The sequence below is a fragment of the Bradyrhizobium sp. Ses1 genome (assembly GCF_059512365.1).
Genome location: NZ_JCAMOQ010000011.1, coordinates 1 through 18,597, shown reverse-complemented (window position 1 = coordinate 18,597; position 18,597 = coordinate 1). Strand labels below are relative to the sequence as shown.

Sequence of the window (18,597 nt, the reverse complement as noted above, 5' to 3'; positions counted from 1 at the left end):
GGTATGTTGGCGAAACTTATAAAACTCGCTGCCGGTTGGGTTGTCGCGTTCACTGCCGGAGTGTCTAGCGCAGCTGCTCATGGCGAACGTGCTCAGGAGCCATACTTGAGGACCAGGACGGTGCAATTCTACGATGTCCACTTTTCCAAAACTGACGTGAAGGTGAACGAGCGGTTCGAGCTAACGGGAAAATTCAGGCTGATGGAGGACTGGCCGGACGCAGTTACTCCGCCGGATATTGTTTTCGTATCGAGCGTATCGCCGGGGCCAACAATTGCCAGGGTCGAAACATACCTCAACGGTGAGCCAGCGAGGCAGTCTTTCGCAAAGCTGGAACTTGGCCGCGACTACGATTTTCGAATGGTTCTTGAGGGGCGCACACCGGGCAGCAGCCACATCCATCCCTCGATCTCGATCAAGGGATCTGGCCCTCTGGTGGGACCGGGTCAGTGGATAAACATCTCGGGTGATGCGCATTCGTTCGCGTTTCCGATCAAGACTATGACTGGTCTGCAGATCGACGACTTGCAGACGTTCGGGCTGACGAACGCGATCGGATGGCATGTGGCCTGGCTGGCCGTGGCTGAGGCTTGGTTGTTGTTCTGGTTGGTTCGTCCACTGTTTTTGCCGCGATGGCTTGTTCTGCAGAAGGGCAGGGAGGATTTGTTGGTTTCGTTGAGGGACACCGGGGTCGGGATCATTGTGGCGGCGATCGTTCTCGTCATGGTCTTCGGCGGCTACGTCCGAGCCAATCAGGAATATCCATATAATGTGCCCCTCCAGAGCGGGTTGAATAAGGTCGCGCCGCGCCCGGCAAGCCCTGCTGACGCAGAGGTCAAGGTCATATCGGCCACCTATGACGTGCCGGGCCGTTCGATGAGGTTAGCGACCAGGATAACGAACAAAGGGTCAGAACCTCTTTCAATCGGCGAGCTTACGACCGCAAACATCCGCTTCCTCAATCAGGGGCTTCCAGCAGCAATAGCCAATGTAGATCCGACCTACCCAAGGGATCTCATCGCACGCACGGGGCTTGAGCTCAGTAGTGATACGCCGATAAATCCCGGTGAGACGAGAGAGGTGCTCGTCGAGGCAACGGACGCCGTGTGGGAATTGGAGCGCCTCGTCAGCTTCCTCACCGACGTCGACTCCAAGTTCGGCGGGTTGTTGCTCCTCTACACTCCGAATGGGAAACGCGTCATAGCGGAGATGGGCGGACCAATAGTGCCCGTATTCACCGAACTTAAGTAAGCTTGGGTGCGCGAATGTTGCGACGAGGTCGGTGGCGGACGACCGCGAGCGGAAGAGGGGCGTTCCCGGCGTTCCTTATGATGGCGCTCGGCGCTCTCTTTGTTCTTGCCGCCGTCCGCGAAGGTCATGCGCACGGAGCGGTGTCCATGGAGGCGGACCAATGCAAGCTGAAAGTGGACAGCTACTTCATGCATTTTACTGGCTATCAGCCGCAGAGCTCGAGAGCCGAATTTTGTGAGGACATACCGGAGGTCGGGCGAACGATCATTGTTCTCGATTTCGTCGACCAGTCCCTTCGAGACATCCCGGTAAGCGTGAACCTGGCTAGAGATGACGGCGTACAAAGGATGGAAATGACGAGCACACCATCCAGCATCCTCTACATTCCACCAAGGAAGTATCCGAACGGAACGATCAAGATCGACGTCAATTTCGAGAAAGCCGGCAGATACGTCGGCATGGTGGCGATCGAGGATCGCGGGCAAAGCGTGGCAAACTTTCCATTCGACGTGGGGCGAGGCTGGAGTCTGATACGTCTTCTGGCGTGGTGCCTGGTCATAGTGTCAGGCGCCGTGGGAACGTTTCTGTGGGCACGGCGACGATACTCGATCGGGCGGGAGCTATCCTCGGCGAACCACAGGTAAGGGCGAGTTATTTCGATGAAAAGGTTCGTGCTCGTCCTGATGGCCGTGCTGATCGGAATGCCAAGCGCGGTACTCGCTCATGCGCACCTCATTCGATCGACGCCGCAAGATGGCAGCGAAATTTCAACTCCGATCGACGCGATGGTCCTGTACTTCACTGAAGCGCTCGAACAGCGGCTCATCAATGTCGCCCTTTCTCGCGATGATGAAGCCGTATCAGGGCTTTCGCAGCCTGTGCTAAGCGGCAATGGACGAATCGTGAATGTTTCGTTACCTCATCTATCTGCTGGGCTCTATACCGTCAGTTGGAGCGTTGTCTCGATTGATGGGCATCGCACGGAAGGCAAGTTTAAATTTCTCTACCGAGGACCTTGATGGAAACGGTCCTCTCACTTGCGCGAGGGACTGCTTTCGCCTCCACGGCAGCTTTCGGCGGATTTTGCTGGGGTTTGGCACTGTGGCGCGAGGGTCTTGAAAGCGGCACTCGGTCGCGCTTCACGACGATAGCTTCCATCGCTGTGTCCGTAGGACTCGTCCTCGGTCTCTTGTATTTAACGGTTCGGATCGGCGCCGTCCTTGGCAAGCCGGTCTTAGCTGTCAGCTCTAGCGACGTGCTCTTCATCATTTTGGACACGCGGTTCGGGAGAGCTCAGGTCGCGGCGCTTGGGTTTTTGCTAGTCGGATTTGCGAGTTTGCGACTTCTTCACAAGCCAGGTCTTGCCGCGAGTTTCAGCGGACTATCGCTGCTGGTGGGATTGTTCTCGAGCCACTCGGCGGCTGGCGGCACTATAGCAGACCTAACGATCAATATGATCCATGTTGCTGTGGCTGCGCTCTGGTTCGGAGGACTGTCAACCCTCGTTGTCGCGATGGCTCGCCAGGCAGCGGAGAGGCCCGAAAGTAAATCTAGGCTCCTGAGCGGCTTTTCGACGGTCGCGCTGCCGCTCATGTTGCTCGTGGTCGCAACCGGAGTAGCTCTAGCAATCGAAAATGTGGGGACTTGGCCGGGTTTGGTGGCGACCGAATATGGCTGGCTCCTGACGGGAAAGTTCGCCTGCATCGGCCCGGTCCTGATCTGCGCGGCGTTTGTCAGACAGAGGCTATTGCCGTTGCTAAAGACCGAAGGGGCAACTCAGCCACTCGCGATGGTCTTGAAGATCGAGCTAGCCTTCGCATTTCTGGTCACGCTACTTGCGGGCTGCCTGTCTCAGGCCATTCCATCGAGACACGTCGAGATAGTCTGGCCGCTTTCGTTCCGTCTGGATCCAGCCGTCGCTTGGCGGACGGTACCGGGAAGTAACGTTCTGGCCATTGGCGGCTGCATTGCTCTGTTGGTTGGGAGTATTGCCGCATTTGAGCTCGGCCGTATGGGAAGATGGCGGTGGGCGACGATCGCGGCTGTTGCTGGACTTGGCGTCGCAGGGGCTGTCGCGCTGCCCGGGTTATCAGTCCCCGCGTATCCTTCGACCTACTCAAAGGTTCCGGTACCGTATGACGCGGAAGCGATTGCCCAGGGACAGGACGTATTCGCTGCTAATTGCGTAGCTTGCCACGGCCTGAGGGGTAGAGGAGACGGCCCGTTAGCAAAAGATTTGAAGCCGCCGCCCGCCGATCTCACTGCTCCGCACACGAGAGACCATACGATGGGAGACATGTACTGGTGGGTGAGCCATGGCTTCCCATCCTCGGCGATGCCGGGCTTTGCCGAAAGTCTGTCGGACTTGGACAGGTGGCGAGTGGTCGAGTACGTGATGGCTCTATCGCTTGGCTATGAAGCAAGAGTTCTTGGTCCCGAAATATCGGCGGGGCAGCCGTGGCTTCACGCGATCGACTTTCCGACGTGCCGCGGCGTTGACCCGAGAGAGAAGTTGAAAGATAGGAGCGATGGGCGCTCAAAACTTGTGCCGATCTTCCGAGATGGCATCCGAACGCAGCGCCTAGATCAGTTGACGCAACACGCGCGCGCCATCGAGCAAGCAGGCGGAATGATCGTCGCGGTGATGCCGTCTCACTCCGAGGAGTTCCCATCTCCAAGTGAGTCAGGAAATCCCTGCATCGTGTTCGACATGGACCATCGCATTGCCGCTGCGTGGAATCTCTATCGGCGCACAATGGCGAACCCCGGCTTCGATGACAACGATTCGCCTCCAGCGATAATCGAGTTTCTTATCGACAGATTCGGATTCGTGCGCGCACGCTGGCGTTCGGACGAGACGGAGGGATTGGCATCGCATTCGCAACTGGTCGACGCAATTACGCAGCTCCAAGCCGAACCGGAGATCAACAAGAGAGGCGTTCATGACCATTAGCGTCCGGGCCGCTCTTGCCCTCACTGCTGTCTGGCTCCCGCCGATCGCACTCGCGATCAATGCTCTCGCCGAGCGCAGTGCCCCCCGCGAGTTTCAATCGATCATTTGTCGCGGCGACAGGTCTAGTGCCAGCAAGATCGCAGGCCGCGACGAGCCATGATCATAGTAGCGAGCAGATTCTGCGTCGACAAGCAGGCGGTAGCTCTTTTGGGGCACTCGGATGGGGGATCGGTGGCAGAAGAAGAGCATCTCATCTCGCCGTCCCGTATCAGCCCCCGAGTGATCGTGGCTAGCGCTGCCGGCATTCAGCGGAATGATCTTGATCCAGCCCAGTTGAGCCCACCTCCAAAAGCGGCAATTGCGGGAAACGTTCGCTGACCACCTTTCCCGCAAACATAAAGTGGTAAGCGCTAAAACGCGGATTACAGAGGAGGCCATGATGCCTTGGAAACCCACGATGTTGATGGCGAGTGCAAGGGCATTGCTTTCGCCGATTGCCGGTGTTGCCGTCCTGGCGTTTTTTAACAGTACCGCCGTCAGCCATGAGTTGGAGGTCGGAACACTACTGATCCAGCATCCCTGGGTGGCTGCAAAGGATACGACCAATACCGCGACGACGGCTTATGTGATCGAAATTCAGAACAGGGGCACAGGGCCAGATCGGTTGCTCGGGGCGTCGCTTTCGGGCGAGAAGGGGATCTTGCAGGAAGCCGATGCAGGCGCACGGCCAGCTAAGTTCGCCACCCATGAGCATGGCTTCCAAATAGAACCTGGTGGTTTCGTTCGTCTTCAACCCGGTGCCGCGCGGATCCTGTTTGAAGGACTTCACGGCGCACTAAAGGAAGGAGAGATGGTCAAAGGGACGTTGGAATTCGAAAAGGCCGGCACCATAGAAATCGAATTCACGATCGAGCCGGCGGGCTTGGCTGAAGAGGATGATACGCCAATCCATCATCACACTCACCACTAAGGTGCCAGGAGAAGGGCGAAGCATGGACGCCGTCTGATGCAGGGGTGTGGGAGATCGAACCATGAGCGCGATAGGCATTTGGGAACGCCCCAGATCTGGAAACATTCACGATCAAGCAGCCATGCTGAAGGGATGGTGGGATGGGATCAATCCTATACCCAGCTTGAGGCAGGGCAATTCGAAGCTGAAGTGCAGTCAGCTCAACTTGCACCCGATTGCGGGATTTCCCGGAAGACCACCAACAAGAAACTCTATAGATGTTTGCTCCTCCAACGGGCGGTTTTGCACTTGGTGGCCAGGTGCTGACGAGCGGGCCGTCGCCTAGAACATGCAGGACCGCAAGACGGCCTTCCTCAACGCTTCGACGGACAAGCGCACGGCCAGTCCGGACCGGCTCGAGGCCAAGGTCTCGCCTTATGTCGTGCAGGCTGGCACGGTGATCCCAGTTGCGCTCATCACGGGCATCCGGTCCGATCTGCCCGGCCAGACTTCAACGTCGAACAGATCGAAGGGCTACCCGCTGGCTACTATGCAGCGCCAGCGCCGTCCGCCGAACCGGTGGAGCGCATCGAGCACGCTGACTGTTACTTCGATAACACCGGCGCGGTCGTCCGCTACGGTGGCGACAAGGCGTTCTACTCGCCAGTCACGGATCACATTCAGCTCCCAAGACCAGAACTCTTCAAGGACATGGCGTCTTTCGTAGCCGTCAGGGCCCATGAAACGCTTCATTGGACATCGGCCCCCGACCGGCTCAACCGGGATCTTAGCCGCTACCACAAGGATCGCCGCGAGCGGGCCTTCGAGGAAATGCTGGTGGAAATTGGGGCGGCGCTCGTCTGCGCCGATCTTGGCATCGTCCCCGAGCTCGAACCGAGACCGGATCATGCGGCCTACCTGGCAAGTTGGGTCTCCATTCTTTCCAACGACAGGCGCGCAATCTTCTCAGCAGCCGCCCATGCGCAGCGGGCGGTTCCTTATCTCCACAGCTTGCAGCCGCAGAGCAATGGCGAGCGCGAAGCCGCCTGATGCTACATGCTCCGCTCCTTGAAGGGGAGGGCGGTCCGTCCTCCCCGATCGCCCTGTGCGCGATTTCCCTCCACGCGGCCGTGCATTCCACCATGCTTGTGGCGCTCGTCGCGCATGGCGTCTTTGTAGGTCGCAAGTCACGATCGAAAAGAAAAGAGGTCCCGCCTCGCGGCGGAGCCCTCTCGCGGATGCCGTTCGCGATTGCGTTATGGCAGATCGCTGGCGGCGGCGCCTCCGAAGTTGATCGGCCGCATGGGTCTGGTGCGGCGAGGTTGCATCCGCACGACAAGCACGTCGGCAGGCTCGTCGGCGATGTTGCGGCAGCGACCTCCGCAGATGCGCCCATATTGCTGACAGCGGCGTTCCCCTCGCGCGGGGATGCGCGGCGCCAAGTGGCCTGGTTGAGGAAAACCGCGTCTCGTTGCCTGTGCTCGTTGTCTCGAGATGTGAATGGGCCAGGGGAGCCTGTCTTCATTATTCCATGTGTTTTCGCGACGGGGCACACCCATCTGCGTCCTCGATAGAGGCTGGTCTGACCGAAGGCCGATCCCGCTACGCGGGCTCTCGATCTTGTCCCCGCAACGTCCGTCCTCGACTTTCTTCCCCTGGCGCTGCGCGCCATTCCTCGCGGTTCAAGAAAGTCGCTCCCGGCCGCCCTCCACTTTGTTTCGGCCCTTCGGGTGCAGGTCGATCGCCTCCGGTCTCACGACCGCCATCGAGGTCGCGATAGGCGCGGCCCGAGAAAACCAGGGAATGAGACAATGGCTACCATCGGCACCTTCACCTCCACGGGCAACGGATTCTCCGGCTCCATCAAGACCCTTAACCTCAACGTCAAGGCCAAGCTGGTCCGCGTCGAGAACCCCTCCGAGAAGGGACCGCACTTCCGCATCTTCGCGGCGGCGAATGTCGATCTGGGCGCCGCCTGGCAGAAGGTCTCCAACGAGGCCCGCGACTACCTCTCGGTCAAGCTGGACGACCCGGCTTCCCCGCTCCGATCTACGCCACCCTGATCGAGGTGGAGGGCGAGGAAGGCCTGCAGCTGATCTGGTCCCGGCCGAATCGGGACTGAGGCTCCCGCTGGAGGGCTCCCCTGTGAGGCGGGAGCCCTCTTCCTTTCAATCGGAGACGCCCTCATGACCGTCGACACCATCGAGGAATTGCGCGCCGAGCTGCGGGAATGCCTGTTCACGCCCGCGGAGCGCAAGGCGCTCGAGGCCGAACTGGCCGACCTCATCCGTCAGCGCAACGAAGCACTCGCGGCCGATGAGGAGGGGGCGTAAGCCCCCTTGTCTAGCGACTTACGGCACGACCGTGCAAGGGCTCCGCTCATCCGTTGAGGACGTCCTTGATGGCTTTGGCTGGCGTGAAGGTGAGCTTCTTGGAAGCCGCGATCGCGATCGTTGCGCCGGTCGACGGATTGCGGCCCTCGCGGGCAGGCGTGTCCTTGACCTTGAACTTGCCGAAGCCGGCGATGCTTGTCTCGGCCCCGCTCGCGGCTGCATCGGCGATTGCCTTGAACACGCCGTCGACAATCGCTTTCGCCTGTGTCTTTGTCAGGCTGTTCTCAGCGGCGATCTTCTCGGCAATCTCATTGGCGGTGGTCATGGAACAGGCTCCGTCTTGCTTCGATTTTCTTCCGTCTGACACCAAGACCGTCGGACGATAGAGCAGGCATCGGAAGCGGAGCCGTAATCCCCGGAAAACTGACGAAACTTTAGACTTTCTCCTCAGCAGAGGCGTATCCGCGCCTGCGCTTGGTGCGCTCCAGCCATTCGAATGCTTCGCCCGCTTCCGCACTGGCATCGAAGGCCTGCACCATCGTTCGGTCGTGCCGATCCGGCCCCAGTTGCGGATAAGCGAGATCCCGCCGAACAAGGTCGGCTGGATCGAAAGCAAGTAAAACCGCCGCATGTTGCGGGTGGCGTCGATGCGGCGAAGGTGAAGCGGACTTGGCTCGAGGTTCGGCATGCGGGGATTCTCGCTTCCTGCGAAAGCGAGGTCCAATGATTTTTATGAATCGATCAGGGGCCAAACGATTCATTTTCTCGATATCTCAGCCACACCATGGATGCACAAATCCCTCCCATCGTCGCGCAATCCCTTCCTGCATGAGATTTCCCCGATGGATCGGCGCACTGTTGTGCCCGAGCCATCGATGACGGTTGCTTCTGTGTCACCGGCTAATCTCCGCCATGAAAATAACACTTCTCCGGGCGCATCAGCATCACGTCCCCGGTCGGAGCCTTTTATTCAACTAAAGCGAAACAGCGTCGAAGGTTTGAACAGACATCTCTTTGTCGCGTGTTCGTCAGCTTCTTCTTCCATTCCTGTTGTACCATTGGGAGATCGAAGATGTTCGATGCTGCCACAACCGCGCTTCTACGGTCGGTCCTCGACGAAGTCTGTGTGAGCCTTTCGCGCTACGAGACGGGCGCTCGCACCCATGTGGCTTCAAAGATATTGGAAGCGGCCAGCACGGGCGAGAAAACGCCTGACCGCCTCAAACGGATCGGTCGCGAGGCTCTTTCCAAAGCTCCGACGATGTGTCGATAGAGGCGGGAAGCAGGATATTGTTATTGACGTGACCAAGGTTCAAGCTTGGAAGCCAAATGGCTGTGAGGCCGCCGCTAAGCGTCAACGGGCTACGTGTTCGTTTCTTTGTTTTTGTCGAGCGAGCTTGACGGCGCACGCGCCATATGTAGGATCAGCAATCAAAGATTGCATACGAATTTTTGATCGGAGTTTATTGCGGGGCGGGTAATGTCGCGGCACCCGGAGAGGCCGGCGCTTTCATGACATCGCGAGCGTTCACACGGAAACGCGACTGTTTTTCCGCGCGATCTCTAGTGGACCGCCGGATACCGCGCGCTCCTGACGGCATTTGTGACGCTGGCATGACGTCGAGATGTTCGAACCTGCGGAGCGCTGCCGCGTCCCGAGGTCGGCTCGACGTGCTTTCGATCGGGACGGGCTGACCCCATGGAAATCGATCAGACGCGGTTTCGGAACGTAGTCGAGCAGACGCGCGAAGATCGCGATCGCGTGCGCAAGCTCGTGGAAGGCAAGCAGTGGCGCCAGGCCGAGCCGGACCGTGCGCGTATGGCGATGTTCAACTTGCGGGCCGCGCGGCAGACCATGCCTCTTGGCGCGGAGGCCGTGCAGGGTCCGGACGACATGCAGACGTCGTGGTTCCTGCCGGGCGGCGCGACAGCGCGGCGGGCGATCGCGTTCGTCGAGGCGACGGCCGGAGGCAAATGGACGGCCGGCACCGGCTTCATGATCAGTCCCACGCTCTTCATGACGAACCAGCACGTGATCCAGGACGAAGCCGCTGCGCTTTCGGCACAGATCACTTTCGATCGGGAAATGGGCGACGACGGATCAATGCGGCCCACCACCGTCTTCCGTTTGGCGCCCGAGCGCTTCGCCCTGTTCTCGCAGCAGGAGGAATTGGACTACGCCCTCGTCGCGCTTGGCCAGAAGGTGGCTGGCGACGGCGATCCGAGGGACTTCCGATATTGCGTCCTGTCCGATCGGCCGGACAAGCACGTGATCGGCATGAACATGAATATCGTGCAGCACCCGAATGGTCTGCCCAAGATGATCGCCATCCGGAACAACATTCTGCAGTATCGGACGGAGCGTACGCTTCTGTACGAGACCGACACCGACCACGGTTCGTCGGGAGCGGCGGTCTTCAATGATGCGTGGGAGCTCGTTGCGCTTCACCACTTCGGGGAGCCGTTCCTCGAACGCAAGGATGAGAACGGCAATCCCATTCCGACGAACGTCAACGAAGGCGTGCGGATCAGCGCCATCTATCGACATCTCTCGGACAGGCTCGTCAGTCTCGACGAGGAGCGTCGCGACCTATTGCGGGCCGCGCTCGATCTGTCGAAAACGGCTCTCGCGCAAACAGGCGGAAGGCGACTCTCGCCGCCGCATCCCTCCGCGGATGCACAAGAGAGTCTGGTGATCGGGGAGGAGGGCGTCATGGCCAGCGAAGCGGGTGGGAACGAGATCAAGGTGACGATTCCGATCGAGGTGAGTGTCCGGGTGGGCGGAAACTACGCGACCGGCGCAGCGATCGCGCCAGCGCCAGCTCCCCAGAAAACGCTCACGCGCGCAGCGGAAAAGATATCGATTGATCAGGACTATTCGAATCGCGACGGCTACGACCCGCGGTTCGTGCACGGCGTGACGTTTCCTCTGCCCACGCCGGTCGGCAAACTGGCGAAGCAGATCGCTCCCTTGAGGGCCGGCGAACAGAACGCCGAGGCCGGTGAACTGAAGTACGAGCACTTCAGCATCAAGATGAACAAGGCCAAGAAGATGGCTCTCTTCACGGCGACCAACGTCGACGGCAAGAGTTTCCTGAACGTGGATCGCTCTACGGGAGAAGTCACCGACGGTGCGGAAGGAGAAACGTGGTACGGGGACCCCCGCATCAGCGCGAGCTTCTTCATCGATCAGACCTTCTATTCTGGTTGGTCCAATCTCTTCGACAGGGGCCATCTAACTCGCCGGATGGACCCTGACTGGGGAAACAAGGTGGAAGCCGAACGCGCGAATGCGGACACCTATCATTTCACCAATTGCACCCCGCAGCACTTCCGCTTCAACGAGAGCACCAAATTCTGGCAGGGCGCCGAGCAATACGTCCTCGAAAACGGAGCCATCTCGGAAGAGACCGCGAACCGCATCTGCGTCTTCCAGGGGCCGATTTTCGACGATAAGGTCGATCTTTGGGCGGACGACACCCAGATTCCGTCGTCGTTTTTCAAGGTGATTGCCTGGAAGGGCAAGAACGGCGTGAAATCCGTCGGGCTCGTCGTCGATCAGCGTCAACTGCTGTCCGAACAGCGCAAGGGAGGAATTCCACCGAAGCCGCCGGCCTTCGTCGACGTCTCGCAATGGCGCGTCGCCATCACCGAGATCGAACGCCGGACCGGCCTGGACTTCGGCGATCAGGTCAGGTCGGCCGATACTTTCGAGACCAAGGATCAGCCTGTCGTAGGCGAGGCGCGGCCGGCGATTCCAGTGAAATCCGAGTCCGATATCCTGCCTCGGAACCTGTGACGATCGCGATACGGGGGCCGACGTGTCATCCACTGGCAATCGCGGAGGAACGCGCATGAAGAAAGCCGCTTTGCTGGCGTTGTCCTGCCTCGTCGCGCTGGTGCCCGCCCCGGCGTCCGCGTGGTGGGACGAAGGCCATATGCAGATCGCCTATCTGGCCTACAAGCGGCTGGATCCCGCGATCAAGGACAAGATCGACGGCCTGCTCAGGCTCAATCCCGACTATCAGGTCTGGACGTGCGGTGCGCAGGACGAAGCTTCCCGAAGGACCTATGCCTTCGTCCACGCGGCGACGTGGGCCGACGACATCAAGACGAAGAGCGATTACCGGGAGGATCGCATTACGGACGCGACCGCCGGGCAGAACGTAGCTTACGACAAGCTCAAGCACAGCTATTGGCACTATGAGGACATATTGTTCTCGCCGGACGGCACGACGCTGCCCGCACCGGATCCGGTCGATGCCGCGAAGATGGCGAAGATCATGATCGCTACGCTGCCCGCAGCTTCCGGCGCCTCCGATCAACTCCGTTCCTACGACCTCGCCTGGTTGCTGCACCTCGTCGGGGATCTCCATCAACCGCTTCACGCGATCGCCCGCTATACCGCCGAGCTTCCGCACGGCGACCGCGGCGGCAACGCCGAGATGGTGGTCCCGGCCACCGGCGAGACGATCGCGCTGCACGCCTATTGGGATCGTCTCTTCGGCGGATATTCTTCCGTCTTCGGGGCCATCTTCGACGCCGACGATCGTGGTGGCCTCGGGTCGGTTGCGGTCGATGCCGACGCGGAGAAGGTGCTCGATCCCGATCGATGGGCGCAGGAGAGCTTCGAGGCCGCGAAGAGCTTCGCATACGCCCAGCCGGTCGGGCCTGGATCGGCTCCGGTCCAACTCACGCGCGACTACGAAACGAACGCACGCAACGTCGCCCGGAACCGCGCAGCCCTTGCCGCGGCAAGGCTCGCGAAATTACTGGACATGGCGCTCCGCTAGATCTCGAAGGGAGAACCTGAATGCTGCCGACGATGCTTCAGAGATTGTACGCGGCGTCCGACCTCCTTGATGGATTCAATCCGTTCGACGAGTTGGGATTCACGCTCACCCGCGATTTCGAGGTGTTTCGGCAATTCGTGTCCGACGGAGGACCCGTGCCGTCCTCCCTGGCGACGCGACTGTCGCAGGCGCGGCACGACGCGACGATCGCCGATGCCCTCAAGAGATTTCTGAAGGACGTTGGCCGGCCGCTCGTGGGGTTCATGGGCGGCCACGCCGCCAAGCGCAATTCGCCGGCGTTCGCTGACATCGCCAAGCTTGCCTGGAGCGTGGCGCAGGACGGGTACCTCATCGTCACCGGAGGCGGTCCCGGCGTCATGGAGGCTGCGCACGTGGGAGCGGCCTTCAGCAAAAACGGAATGGACGATCTCGAAAGGGCCTTGGCGAAGCTTGCGGCGACCCCGGATTACGGCGATCTGGATGATCTCTTCGAGAACGACGGCAGCCTTAAGAAATCGAAGCGGAAGGACGTGATGGCCGCCCGCGATTGGCTCGCTGCTGCACTCGACGTGCGTTCGGCTGCGCCTTCGACGCTGCCTCTCAGCCTGGCCATTCCGACCTGGCTGTACGGTGCCGAGCCCACGATGCCGTTCGCGACGCACTACGCCAAATACTACCAGAACAGTCTTCGCGAGGAAGCGCTCGTCAACAATTCGCGGGCTGGGATCATCTACGGCCGAGGGGGCGGCGGAACGCTGCGCGAGATTTTCCAGGACGTGGAAAGGAACTACTACGCTAAGGACGCTGAGAATTTCACTCCAATGATATTCTTTGACAGGGGCGGCTACTGGCTGCGCTCCGCGATCTACGAGAACGGCAAGGTTACGAGCTACGGCTTGAAAATGGACGAAACCGTCCCGGAGATACTCAAGTTCGGGATCTGCACCCGATTGAGTCCCGACGAAGCCGCATTGCGACAATTTCTCGATAAAATGGCTTTCACGGACGACGTATCTGTCATCAAGGATGTCTTGGCCAAGCATTCGGGCGTTGCGAAGCGGAATATGTCTTTCGCGCTCGCCGGCGAGTCGTTCAGGATACCTACGCTGCGCATGAACCGGGCCTAACCTAAACGGGCGCCCGCTGCGCCAGTCTTGCTTGGGACATTCCGAACAGGTATCGCCGATGTCCAGTACTCCCGCGTCCGCCATGACGGCGGCCTGAGGCGGGACGCCCTGCAGCGGTGATCCCGGGTCTGACGATGCAGAAAAAGTCTGGTTTCCGGGACCTGGATTTTGGCTCGAGCGCGATCCTGTCGGAGAGAATGCCGTCGCTCAGAAGTGACCGAATGAAGGGTTTCGATCGTCGAAGACTCGTCTCACGTTGAGCATTATCCGGAATTCAGTGTAACGAGCGGTTTCTCGCTATGAATAGCGTCTGAGACGGACCGACTGTTCAGATGCCGCGCGCAAGCAATGATGTTGGCTGATTTTTGAAGCCTCTCTCCACGCTCTGGGTGGAGCTGCTGGGGCTGGAGCGGGTCGGACGCCGCGACCACTTCTTCGAACTGGGCGGCCACTCGCTGCTGGCGGTGCGGTTGCTGAGCCGGCTGTCGCAGGCTGTTGGTGTACAGCTGCCGCTCACCACGCTGTTCGTCAAACCGGTGCTGGCTGATCTGGCGGCGAGCATTGTCGAGGTGCTGAGCCGCTGCGATCCGCAAGACCTGCCGGCTATTGCGCGAATAGAGCGTTTTTGGCACAGCTGGATGAGACCAGCACGAACTACCACATTCCGCTGGCCTTGCGGCTGCGCGGCGTGCTCGACCGCATCGCCTTGCAGCGCAGCCTGGACCGTGTGTTGGCGCGTCATGAGGCGCTGCGCAGTGTCTTTGTCGCCTCAGAAGGTGAACCTCGGGTTGAGATTCTGCCGCCGGATGCGGGGCTGCCGGTGCTGGAGCACGATCTGCGGGGCAGGCCGGATACTGACGCCGCGCTGTCGGAGCTGTGCCAGGAAGAGGCGCGCACGCCGTTCGATCTGGTCCGCGGCCCGCCGATCCGCGGGCGCCTGATCCGCACCTCCGATGAGGAGCACGTCGTCCTGCTGACGCAGCATCATATTGTCTCGGACGGCTGGTCGCTGGGCGTCTTGGTGCGTGAACTCAGTCAGCTGTACCGGGCATTCGCAGCCGGACAAGACGATCCGCTGCCGCCGCTTGCGATCCAGTATCCGGATTATGCCGCCTGGCAGCGGCAGTGGCTCTCGGGGGAGCGGCTGCAGAGCCAGGCGCAGTATTGGCGCAACGCCCTGTCGGGTGCCCCGGCCCGTCTTGCCTTGCCGACCGACCGGCCGCGGCCGGCGCAACAGTCGTTTGCCGGGGCCAGTGTGCCTGTGGTCATCGATGCGGATCTGACGCGGGGTCTGAAGCGGTTGAGCCGGCAGCATGGCACGACGTTGTTCATGACGGTGCTGGCGGCGTGGGCCGCGGTGCTGTCGCGTCTGTCGGGGCAGGACGACATGGTGATCGGGGTGCCGAGCGCCAATCGTGGTCGCCGCGAGATCGAAGAGCTGATCGGCTTCTTCGTCAACACCCTGGCGCTTCGGGTCGACCTGTCTGGGGAGCCGAGCGTGGCGGAGCTGTTGGAGCGGACGCGGCGCACGGCCTTAGGGGCGCAGGAGCATCAGGACCTGCCGTTTGAGCAGGTGGTGGAGATCGTGCAGCCGCCACGGCATCTTGATCACACGCCGTTGTTCCAGGTGATGCTGGCCTGGCAGAACAACGCCGTCGCATCCTTCGATCTTCCTGGATTGAGTGTGGAGGCGGCGGCGGATGGATTCGATCAGGTCAAGTTCGATCTGGAGCTGAACCTGCGCGAGCGTGGCGAGGCCATCAGTGGAACGCTGAGCTACGCGACGGCGCTGTTCGATCGAGTGACCGTCGAGCGGCAGCGAGGTTATCTGCTGGCGCTGCTGCGGGCGATGGTTGCCGATGCCGGACAGCCGGTCGGCCGCATTGAGCTGCTGCCGGCCGACGAACGCACCTATCTGCTGGAGGAGTTGAACCGGACGGCGGCGCCGTATCCGTCGGAGCGGTGCATCCACGAGCTGTTCGAGGCCGCGGTGCGCCGTGCGCCGGATGCGGTGGCGGTGGTCTGCGCGGCCGAGCGCCTAAGCTATGGCGAGCTCAATGCGCGGGCCAACCGGCTGGCGCATCATCTGATCGCGCTCGGGGTCAAGCCGGATCAGCCGGTCGCGATCTGCCTGGAGCGCAGCGTGGCGATGGTGGTGGGGCTGCTTGCGATCTTAAAGGCTGGCGGGGCCTATCTGCCGCTGGATCCGGCCTATCCGGCCGCGCGGCTGCGGCAGGTGCTCAACGATGCGGCGCCGCGACTGGTGCTGGCCGATGCGGCCGGACGCGCCGCGCTGGGCCCGGAGGCGCTGGCCGATGTGAGCGTGGTGGATCTCGAGACGGCGATGCCGGCGTGGGCGGACCTGCCGGCGTCGGATCCGGATCCGCGCGCCCTCGGCCTGACCTCGCGCCATCTTGCCTATGTGATCTACACCTCCGGCTCCACCGGAACCCCCAAAGGGGCACAGAATGAGCATCGGGCTATTATCAACCGCCTGATCTGGATGCAAAAAGCCTACGCTCTCAAGGCAACTGATGTCGTCTTGCAGACGACGCCATTTGGCTTCGATGTCTCGGCCTGGGAGTTCTTCTGGACGTTGCTTGAAGGCGTGACCCTGGTGCTGGCGCCTCCGGGTGCGCACAGAGATCCCGATGCATTGGTCGACTTGATCATCAGCGAGCGCATCACGACGGCTCACTTCGTACCATCCATGCTGGTCAGCTTTATGGATACGAAGGGTGTTGATCGCTGCACATCGCTGCAGCGTCTTTTGTGCAGCGGCGAGGCGCTTCCTGCCGCCAGTGTGCATAAGGTTCGGCGCCTATTGCCTTGCACTGGCCTGCACAATCTCTACGGTCCGACCGAAGCTGCGATCGACGTGACAGCGTGGAGCTGCCCCGATGAGTTTGATGGGTCCGTTGTCCCGATTGGGCGTCCGATCGCGAACACGCGTGTGTATCTGCTCGACGGTGATGGTGCGCCCGTTCCGTTTGGGGCGGTCGGGGAGCTCTACCTCGGCGGGGCGGGGGTGGCGCGCGGCTATCTGAACCGGCCCGAGCTGACGGCGGCGCGGTTTTTGGCCGATCCGTTCAGCGCCGAGGTCGGGGCGCGGATGTACCGGACCGGCGACCTGGCGCGCTATCTGCCGGACGGCAATCTGGAGTTTTTGGGCCGCAACGACGACCAGGTGAAGATCCGCGGCTTCCGCATCGAGCCGGGCGAGATCGCGGCGCGGCTCGCCGAGCACGCGTCGGTGCGCGAGGCGGTGGTGGTGGCGCAAGAGGATGGCAGAGGCGAGCAGCGTCTGGTCGCCTATGTCGTTGCGGCTGCGGAGCATGCGGCCGAAGCCGAGGGTCCTGATCTTGCCGGCGCCTTGCGCACGTACTTAAGTGCGCGGCTGCCGGACTACATGGTGCCGTCTGCGTTTGTGCGGCTTGCGGCGCTGCCGCTGACGCCGAACGGCAAGCTGGACCGCAACGCGCTGCCCTCGCCTGAGGATGAGGCCTATGCGCGGGCGGCCTATGAGCCGCCGTGCGGCGAGATCGAGACCACGCTGGCCGAGCTCTGGGTGGAGCTGCTGGGGCTGGAGCGGGTTGGACGCCGCGACCACTTCTTCGAACTGGGCGGCCACTCTCTGCTGGCGGTGCGGTTGCTCAGTCAAGCATTAGATCTTGGGCTGACGTTTAGCGCCGCCGATCTCTTCCAAGCCCCTGTTCTGAGGGAACTTGCATCGAAGATTCATTTGGAGCGACAGCCCAGCAGTCCGGAAGTGATTTCGGTTCTAGCAACGGGATCGCAGGCACCGCTCTTCTTTGTTCCTACAGGGTTGGGCGATTGTTCCTATGTCCTCGGTTTGGCGAAGGAAATGGACGTAGACTGTCCGGTCTATGCTCTGCCATGGCCGCCTTTCAATGACGTTTGTCTACCAACTCTTGAGGCGATAGCCGCGGAGGTAATCCTGGCAATTAGAGAGACCCAGCCAAAGGGTCCATACCGCTTTGCTGGATACTCATCAGGGGCAATCTTGGCTTACGCAATTGCGCAGCACTTACTAAGTCTCGATGAAGCTGTGTCATTCATGGCGTTCATCGATGTTGTCTTACCTGCAAATCGAACAAGCATATCGCCTGCCCAAACGGCACGAAAAGTGCTGCTGGATTCTTTTGAATCCTTAGATGATGAGCGCTACGAAATGTTGGAACGCTTTGCTGAACACAATTCAACGGCCCAGCTGCTTAAAACGGCGCAGCAAATTGGGGCGATACCCCTGGATTGTGATCTACAAGATGTCGTTCTGATGTATGAAAAGACCACGCAGTTCCAAAGGATGCTGGACTTATATCAGGTTCCATTCCTGCCAGTTGAGATCCACCAGTTTTATGCCAACTGGCCTCTTCGTCGGGCACGACCCCGCAAAAATTCAATGGGTCCGGAGGCAAGTTCGCCCTTGCGGGGTTGGGACCGGGTTTTGAATGCGGGGGCCATTCATGCCGTACCGGTTCCAGGCGATCACACGACGATGATGAGCGTTCCAGAAAACCGCCGAGTTCTGGCTCGAGCCATTTCAATGACCTTAATCAATTTACCGAGAACACAGCGGCAATCGCAGGCGCCACGGAGCTGACCTTCGGCATCGATTCGTTGGGATTCGCGGACATCCTCTGGGACCGTGGAGCGGGCTTACGGCAGAAAGATCGAGATGAATACGGCCGATGCCTGGTCGAACCTCCAGAATGTCGGCGACGTGGTGCAAGCCGTCCGAGGCTTGCTCTCCAAGCCCCCTTATAGGCCTCGGCATCTTGATCCAGCGACTTGTCGGAAAGCCGAGCAGCAATGCTCTGCTTATTGTTTTGACGCAAGTAGTCGCTGAAGCCGATGAGAATAGGTGCATAGTTCCTGGCAGTAGGCTGGGATTCTGTTGCCTTGTAGTCTCTGATCAGGTCCGCGTCTTCGGGATAAGGGTAGAAGTGAGCGCGGCCTGCCCTCGGCGCAATGCCAGCTCCCGACTGGGAGGCACGCAGACTGGTCAATGCCGCAACGACCTGCTGCTCGCCTGCTTTCTTTGAACGTCTCGAGATCTTCGTCCAGGGACTTGTCGTCCAGCCGAGCAGCAATGAAATGGACCCGCGGAGCGGGACCGCTTGAACCGGTTTGTTAGTTGGAAACTGACCGCTCCTGATCCCTTTCTATC

General features: G+C 60.5%; 12 protein-coding genes and 6 pseudogenes. 16 read left to right on the top strand and 2 right to left on the bottom strand.

Features of this window, described 5'->3' with window-relative positions; translation table 11 throughout:
• Positions 1 to 3 precede the first annotated feature (3 nt).
• The 9 genes and pseudogenes from amoB to AC5ZG5_RS15210 all read left to right on the top strand — a co-directional run bounded on the left by amoB (position 4) and on the right by AC5ZG5_RS15210 (position 7,486).
• Positions 4 to 1,251, top strand: coding sequence for a bacterial ammonia monooxygenase, subunit AmoB (gene amoB, locus AC5ZG5_RS15250; RefSeq protein ID WP_456646714.1), 1,248 nt, complete (start codon positions 4 to 6; stop codon positions 1,249 to 1,251).
• A 77-nt stretch (positions 1,252 to 1,328) separates the two neighbouring features.
• Positions 1,329 to 1,895 (top strand): hypothetical protein, encoded by a 567-nt coding sequence (locus tag AC5ZG5_RS15245; protein ID WP_456646713.1) that lies wholly within the window; start codon positions 1,329 to 1,331, stop codon positions 1,893 to 1,895.
• Between the two features lie 15 nt (positions 1,896 to 1,910).
• Positions 1,911 to 2,270, top strand: a complete 360-nt coding sequence (locus AC5ZG5_RS15240) for a copper resistance CopC family protein (RefSeq protein WP_456646712.1) — start codon at positions 1,911 to 1,913, stop codon at positions 2,268 to 2,270.
• On the top strand, positions 2,270 to 4,204 hold the full coding sequence (locus AC5ZG5_RS15235; RefSeq protein ID WP_456646711.1) for a CopD family protein: 1,935 nt from the start codon (positions 2,270 to 2,272) through the stop codon (positions 4,202 to 4,204). The genes AC5ZG5_RS15240 and AC5ZG5_RS15235 overlap by 1 nt, the downstream gene beginning before the upstream one ends.
• A gap of 457 nt (positions 4,205 to 4,661) precedes the next feature.
• A complete protein-coding gene (locus tag AC5ZG5_RS15230) occupies positions 4,662 to 5,174 on the top strand; it encodes a copper chaperone PCu(A)C (protein ID WP_456646710.1) in 513 nt (170 codons plus the stop codon).
• Positions 5,175 to 5,499: 325 nt separating this feature from the next.
• Positions 5,500 to 5,661 (top strand): annotated as a pseudogene (locus tag AC5ZG5_RS15225) (TrbI/VirB10 family protein); the annotation flags it as partial.
• Positions 5,640 to 6,203 (top strand): annotated as a pseudogene (locus tag AC5ZG5_RS15220) (ArdC family protein); the annotation flags it as partial. The pseudogenes AC5ZG5_RS15225 and AC5ZG5_RS15220, both read left to right, overlap by 22 nt.
• A gap of 761 nt (positions 6,204 to 6,964) precedes the next feature.
• Positions 6,965 to 7,275: pseudogene (locus tag AC5ZG5_RS15215) on the top strand (DUF736 domain-containing protein).
• A gap of 64 nt (positions 7,276 to 7,339) precedes the next feature.
• On the top strand, positions 7,340 to 7,486 hold the full coding sequence (locus tag AC5ZG5_RS15210; protein ID WP_456646709.1) for a hypothetical protein: 147 nt from the start codon (positions 7,340 to 7,342) through the stop codon (positions 7,484 to 7,486).
• A gap of 46 nt (positions 7,487 to 7,532) precedes the next feature.
• Here the strand turns inward: AC5ZG5_RS15210 and AC5ZG5_RS15205 are convergent, their stop codons facing one another.
• Both AC5ZG5_RS15205 and AC5ZG5_RS15200 read right to left on the bottom strand, forming a co-directional pair.
• Positions 7,533 to 7,811 (bottom strand): HU family DNA-binding protein, encoded by a 279-nt coding sequence (locus AC5ZG5_RS15205; protein ID WP_456646708.1) that lies wholly within the window; start codon positions 7,809 to 7,811, stop codon positions 7,533 to 7,535.
• 109 nt (positions 7,812 to 7,920) lie between these two features.
• Positions 7,921 to 8,174 (bottom strand): annotated as a pseudogene (locus tag AC5ZG5_RS15200) (WGR domain-containing protein).
• Between the two features lie 384 nt (positions 8,175 to 8,558).
• Between AC5ZG5_RS15200 and AC5ZG5_RS15195 the strand changes: the two are divergent.
• The 7 genes and pseudogenes from AC5ZG5_RS15195 to AC5ZG5_RS15165 all read left to right on the top strand — a co-directional run.
• Positions 8,559 to 8,759 carry a hypothetical protein gene (locus AC5ZG5_RS15195; protein WP_456646707.1) on the top strand — a complete coding sequence of 67 codons (201 nt, stop codon included), beginning with the start codon at positions 8,559 to 8,561 and terminating at the stop codon, positions 8,757 to 8,759.
• Between the two features lie 426 nt (positions 8,760 to 9,185).
• Positions 9,186 to 11,285, top strand: coding sequence for a DNA/RNA non-specific endonuclease (locus AC5ZG5_RS15190; protein ID WP_456646706.1), 2,100 nt, complete (start codon positions 9,186 to 9,188; stop codon positions 11,283 to 11,285).
• A 55-nt stretch (positions 11,286 to 11,340) separates the two neighbouring features.
• Positions 11,341 to 12,279: a S1/P1 nuclease gene (locus AC5ZG5_RS15185; protein ID WP_456646705.1), complete on the top strand. Its 939-nt coding sequence runs from the start codon at positions 11,341 to 11,343 to the stop codon at positions 12,277 to 12,279.
• 20 nt (positions 12,280 to 12,299) lie between these two features.
• A complete protein-coding gene (locus tag AC5ZG5_RS15180; RefSeq protein WP_456646704.1) occupies positions 12,300 to 13,406 on the top strand; it encodes an SLOG cluster 4 domain-containing protein in 1,107 nt (368 codons plus the stop codon).
• Between the two features lie 374 nt (positions 13,407 to 13,780).
• Positions 13,781 to 17,139, top strand: a pseudogene (locus tag AC5ZG5_RS15175) (amino acid adenylation domain-containing protein); the annotation flags it as partial.
• Between the two features lie 36 nt (positions 17,140 to 17,175).
• The gene (locus tag AC5ZG5_RS15170) at positions 17,176 to 18,030 is read left to right on the top strand and encodes a thioesterase domain-containing protein (protein ID WP_496138729.1); all 855 of its coding nucleotides are present in this window, start codon (positions 17,176 to 17,178) and stop codon (positions 18,028 to 18,030) included.
• A pseudogene (locus AC5ZG5_RS15165) lies at positions 18,015 to 18,183 on the top strand (phosphopantetheine-binding protein); the annotation flags it as partial. The gene AC5ZG5_RS15170 and the pseudogene AC5ZG5_RS15165, both read left to right, overlap by 16 nt.
• Positions 18,184 to 18,597: the final 414 nt, after the last annotated feature.

Bases quoted from the DNA above. Each gene is read 5' to 3' on its own strand.
- amoB (WP_456646714.1), top strand. From the start codon at position 4: ATGTTGGCGAAACTTATAAAACTCGCTGCCGGTTGGGTTGTCGCGTTC.
- AC5ZG5_RS15245 (WP_456646713.1), top strand. From the start codon at position 1,329: ATGATGGCGCTCGGCGCTCTCTTTGTTCTTGCCGCCGTCCGCGAAGGT.
- AC5ZG5_RS15240 (WP_456646712.1), top strand. From the start codon at position 1,911: ATGAAAAGGTTCGTGCTCGTCCTGATGGCCGTGCTGATCGGAATGCCA.
- AC5ZG5_RS15235 (WP_456646711.1), top strand. From the start codon at position 2,270: ATGGAAACGGTCCTCTCACTTGCGCGAGGGACTGCTTTCGCCTCCACG.
- AC5ZG5_RS15230 (WP_456646710.1), top strand. From the start codon at position 4,662: ATGTTGATGGCGAGTGCAAGGGCATTGCTTTCGCCGATTGCCGGTGTT.
- AC5ZG5_RS15210 (WP_456646709.1), top strand. From the start codon at position 7,340: ATGACCGTCGACACCATCGAGGAATTGCGCGCCGAGCTGCGGGAATGC.
- AC5ZG5_RS15205 (WP_456646708.1), bottom strand. From the start codon at position 7,811: ATGACCACCGCCAATGAGATTGCCGAGAAGATCGCCGCTGAGAACAGC.
- AC5ZG5_RS15195 (WP_456646707.1), top strand. From the start codon at position 8,559: ATGTTCGATGCTGCCACAACCGCGCTTCTACGGTCGGTCCTCGACGAA.
- AC5ZG5_RS15190 (WP_456646706.1), top strand. From the start codon at position 9,186: ATGGAAATCGATCAGACGCGGTTTCGGAACGTAGTCGAGCAGACGCGC.
- AC5ZG5_RS15185 (WP_456646705.1), top strand. From the start codon at position 11,341: ATGAAGAAAGCCGCTTTGCTGGCGTTGTCCTGCCTCGTCGCGCTGGTG.
- AC5ZG5_RS15180 (WP_456646704.1), top strand. From the start codon at position 12,300: ATGCTGCCGACGATGCTTCAGAGATTGTACGCGGCGTCCGACCTCCTT.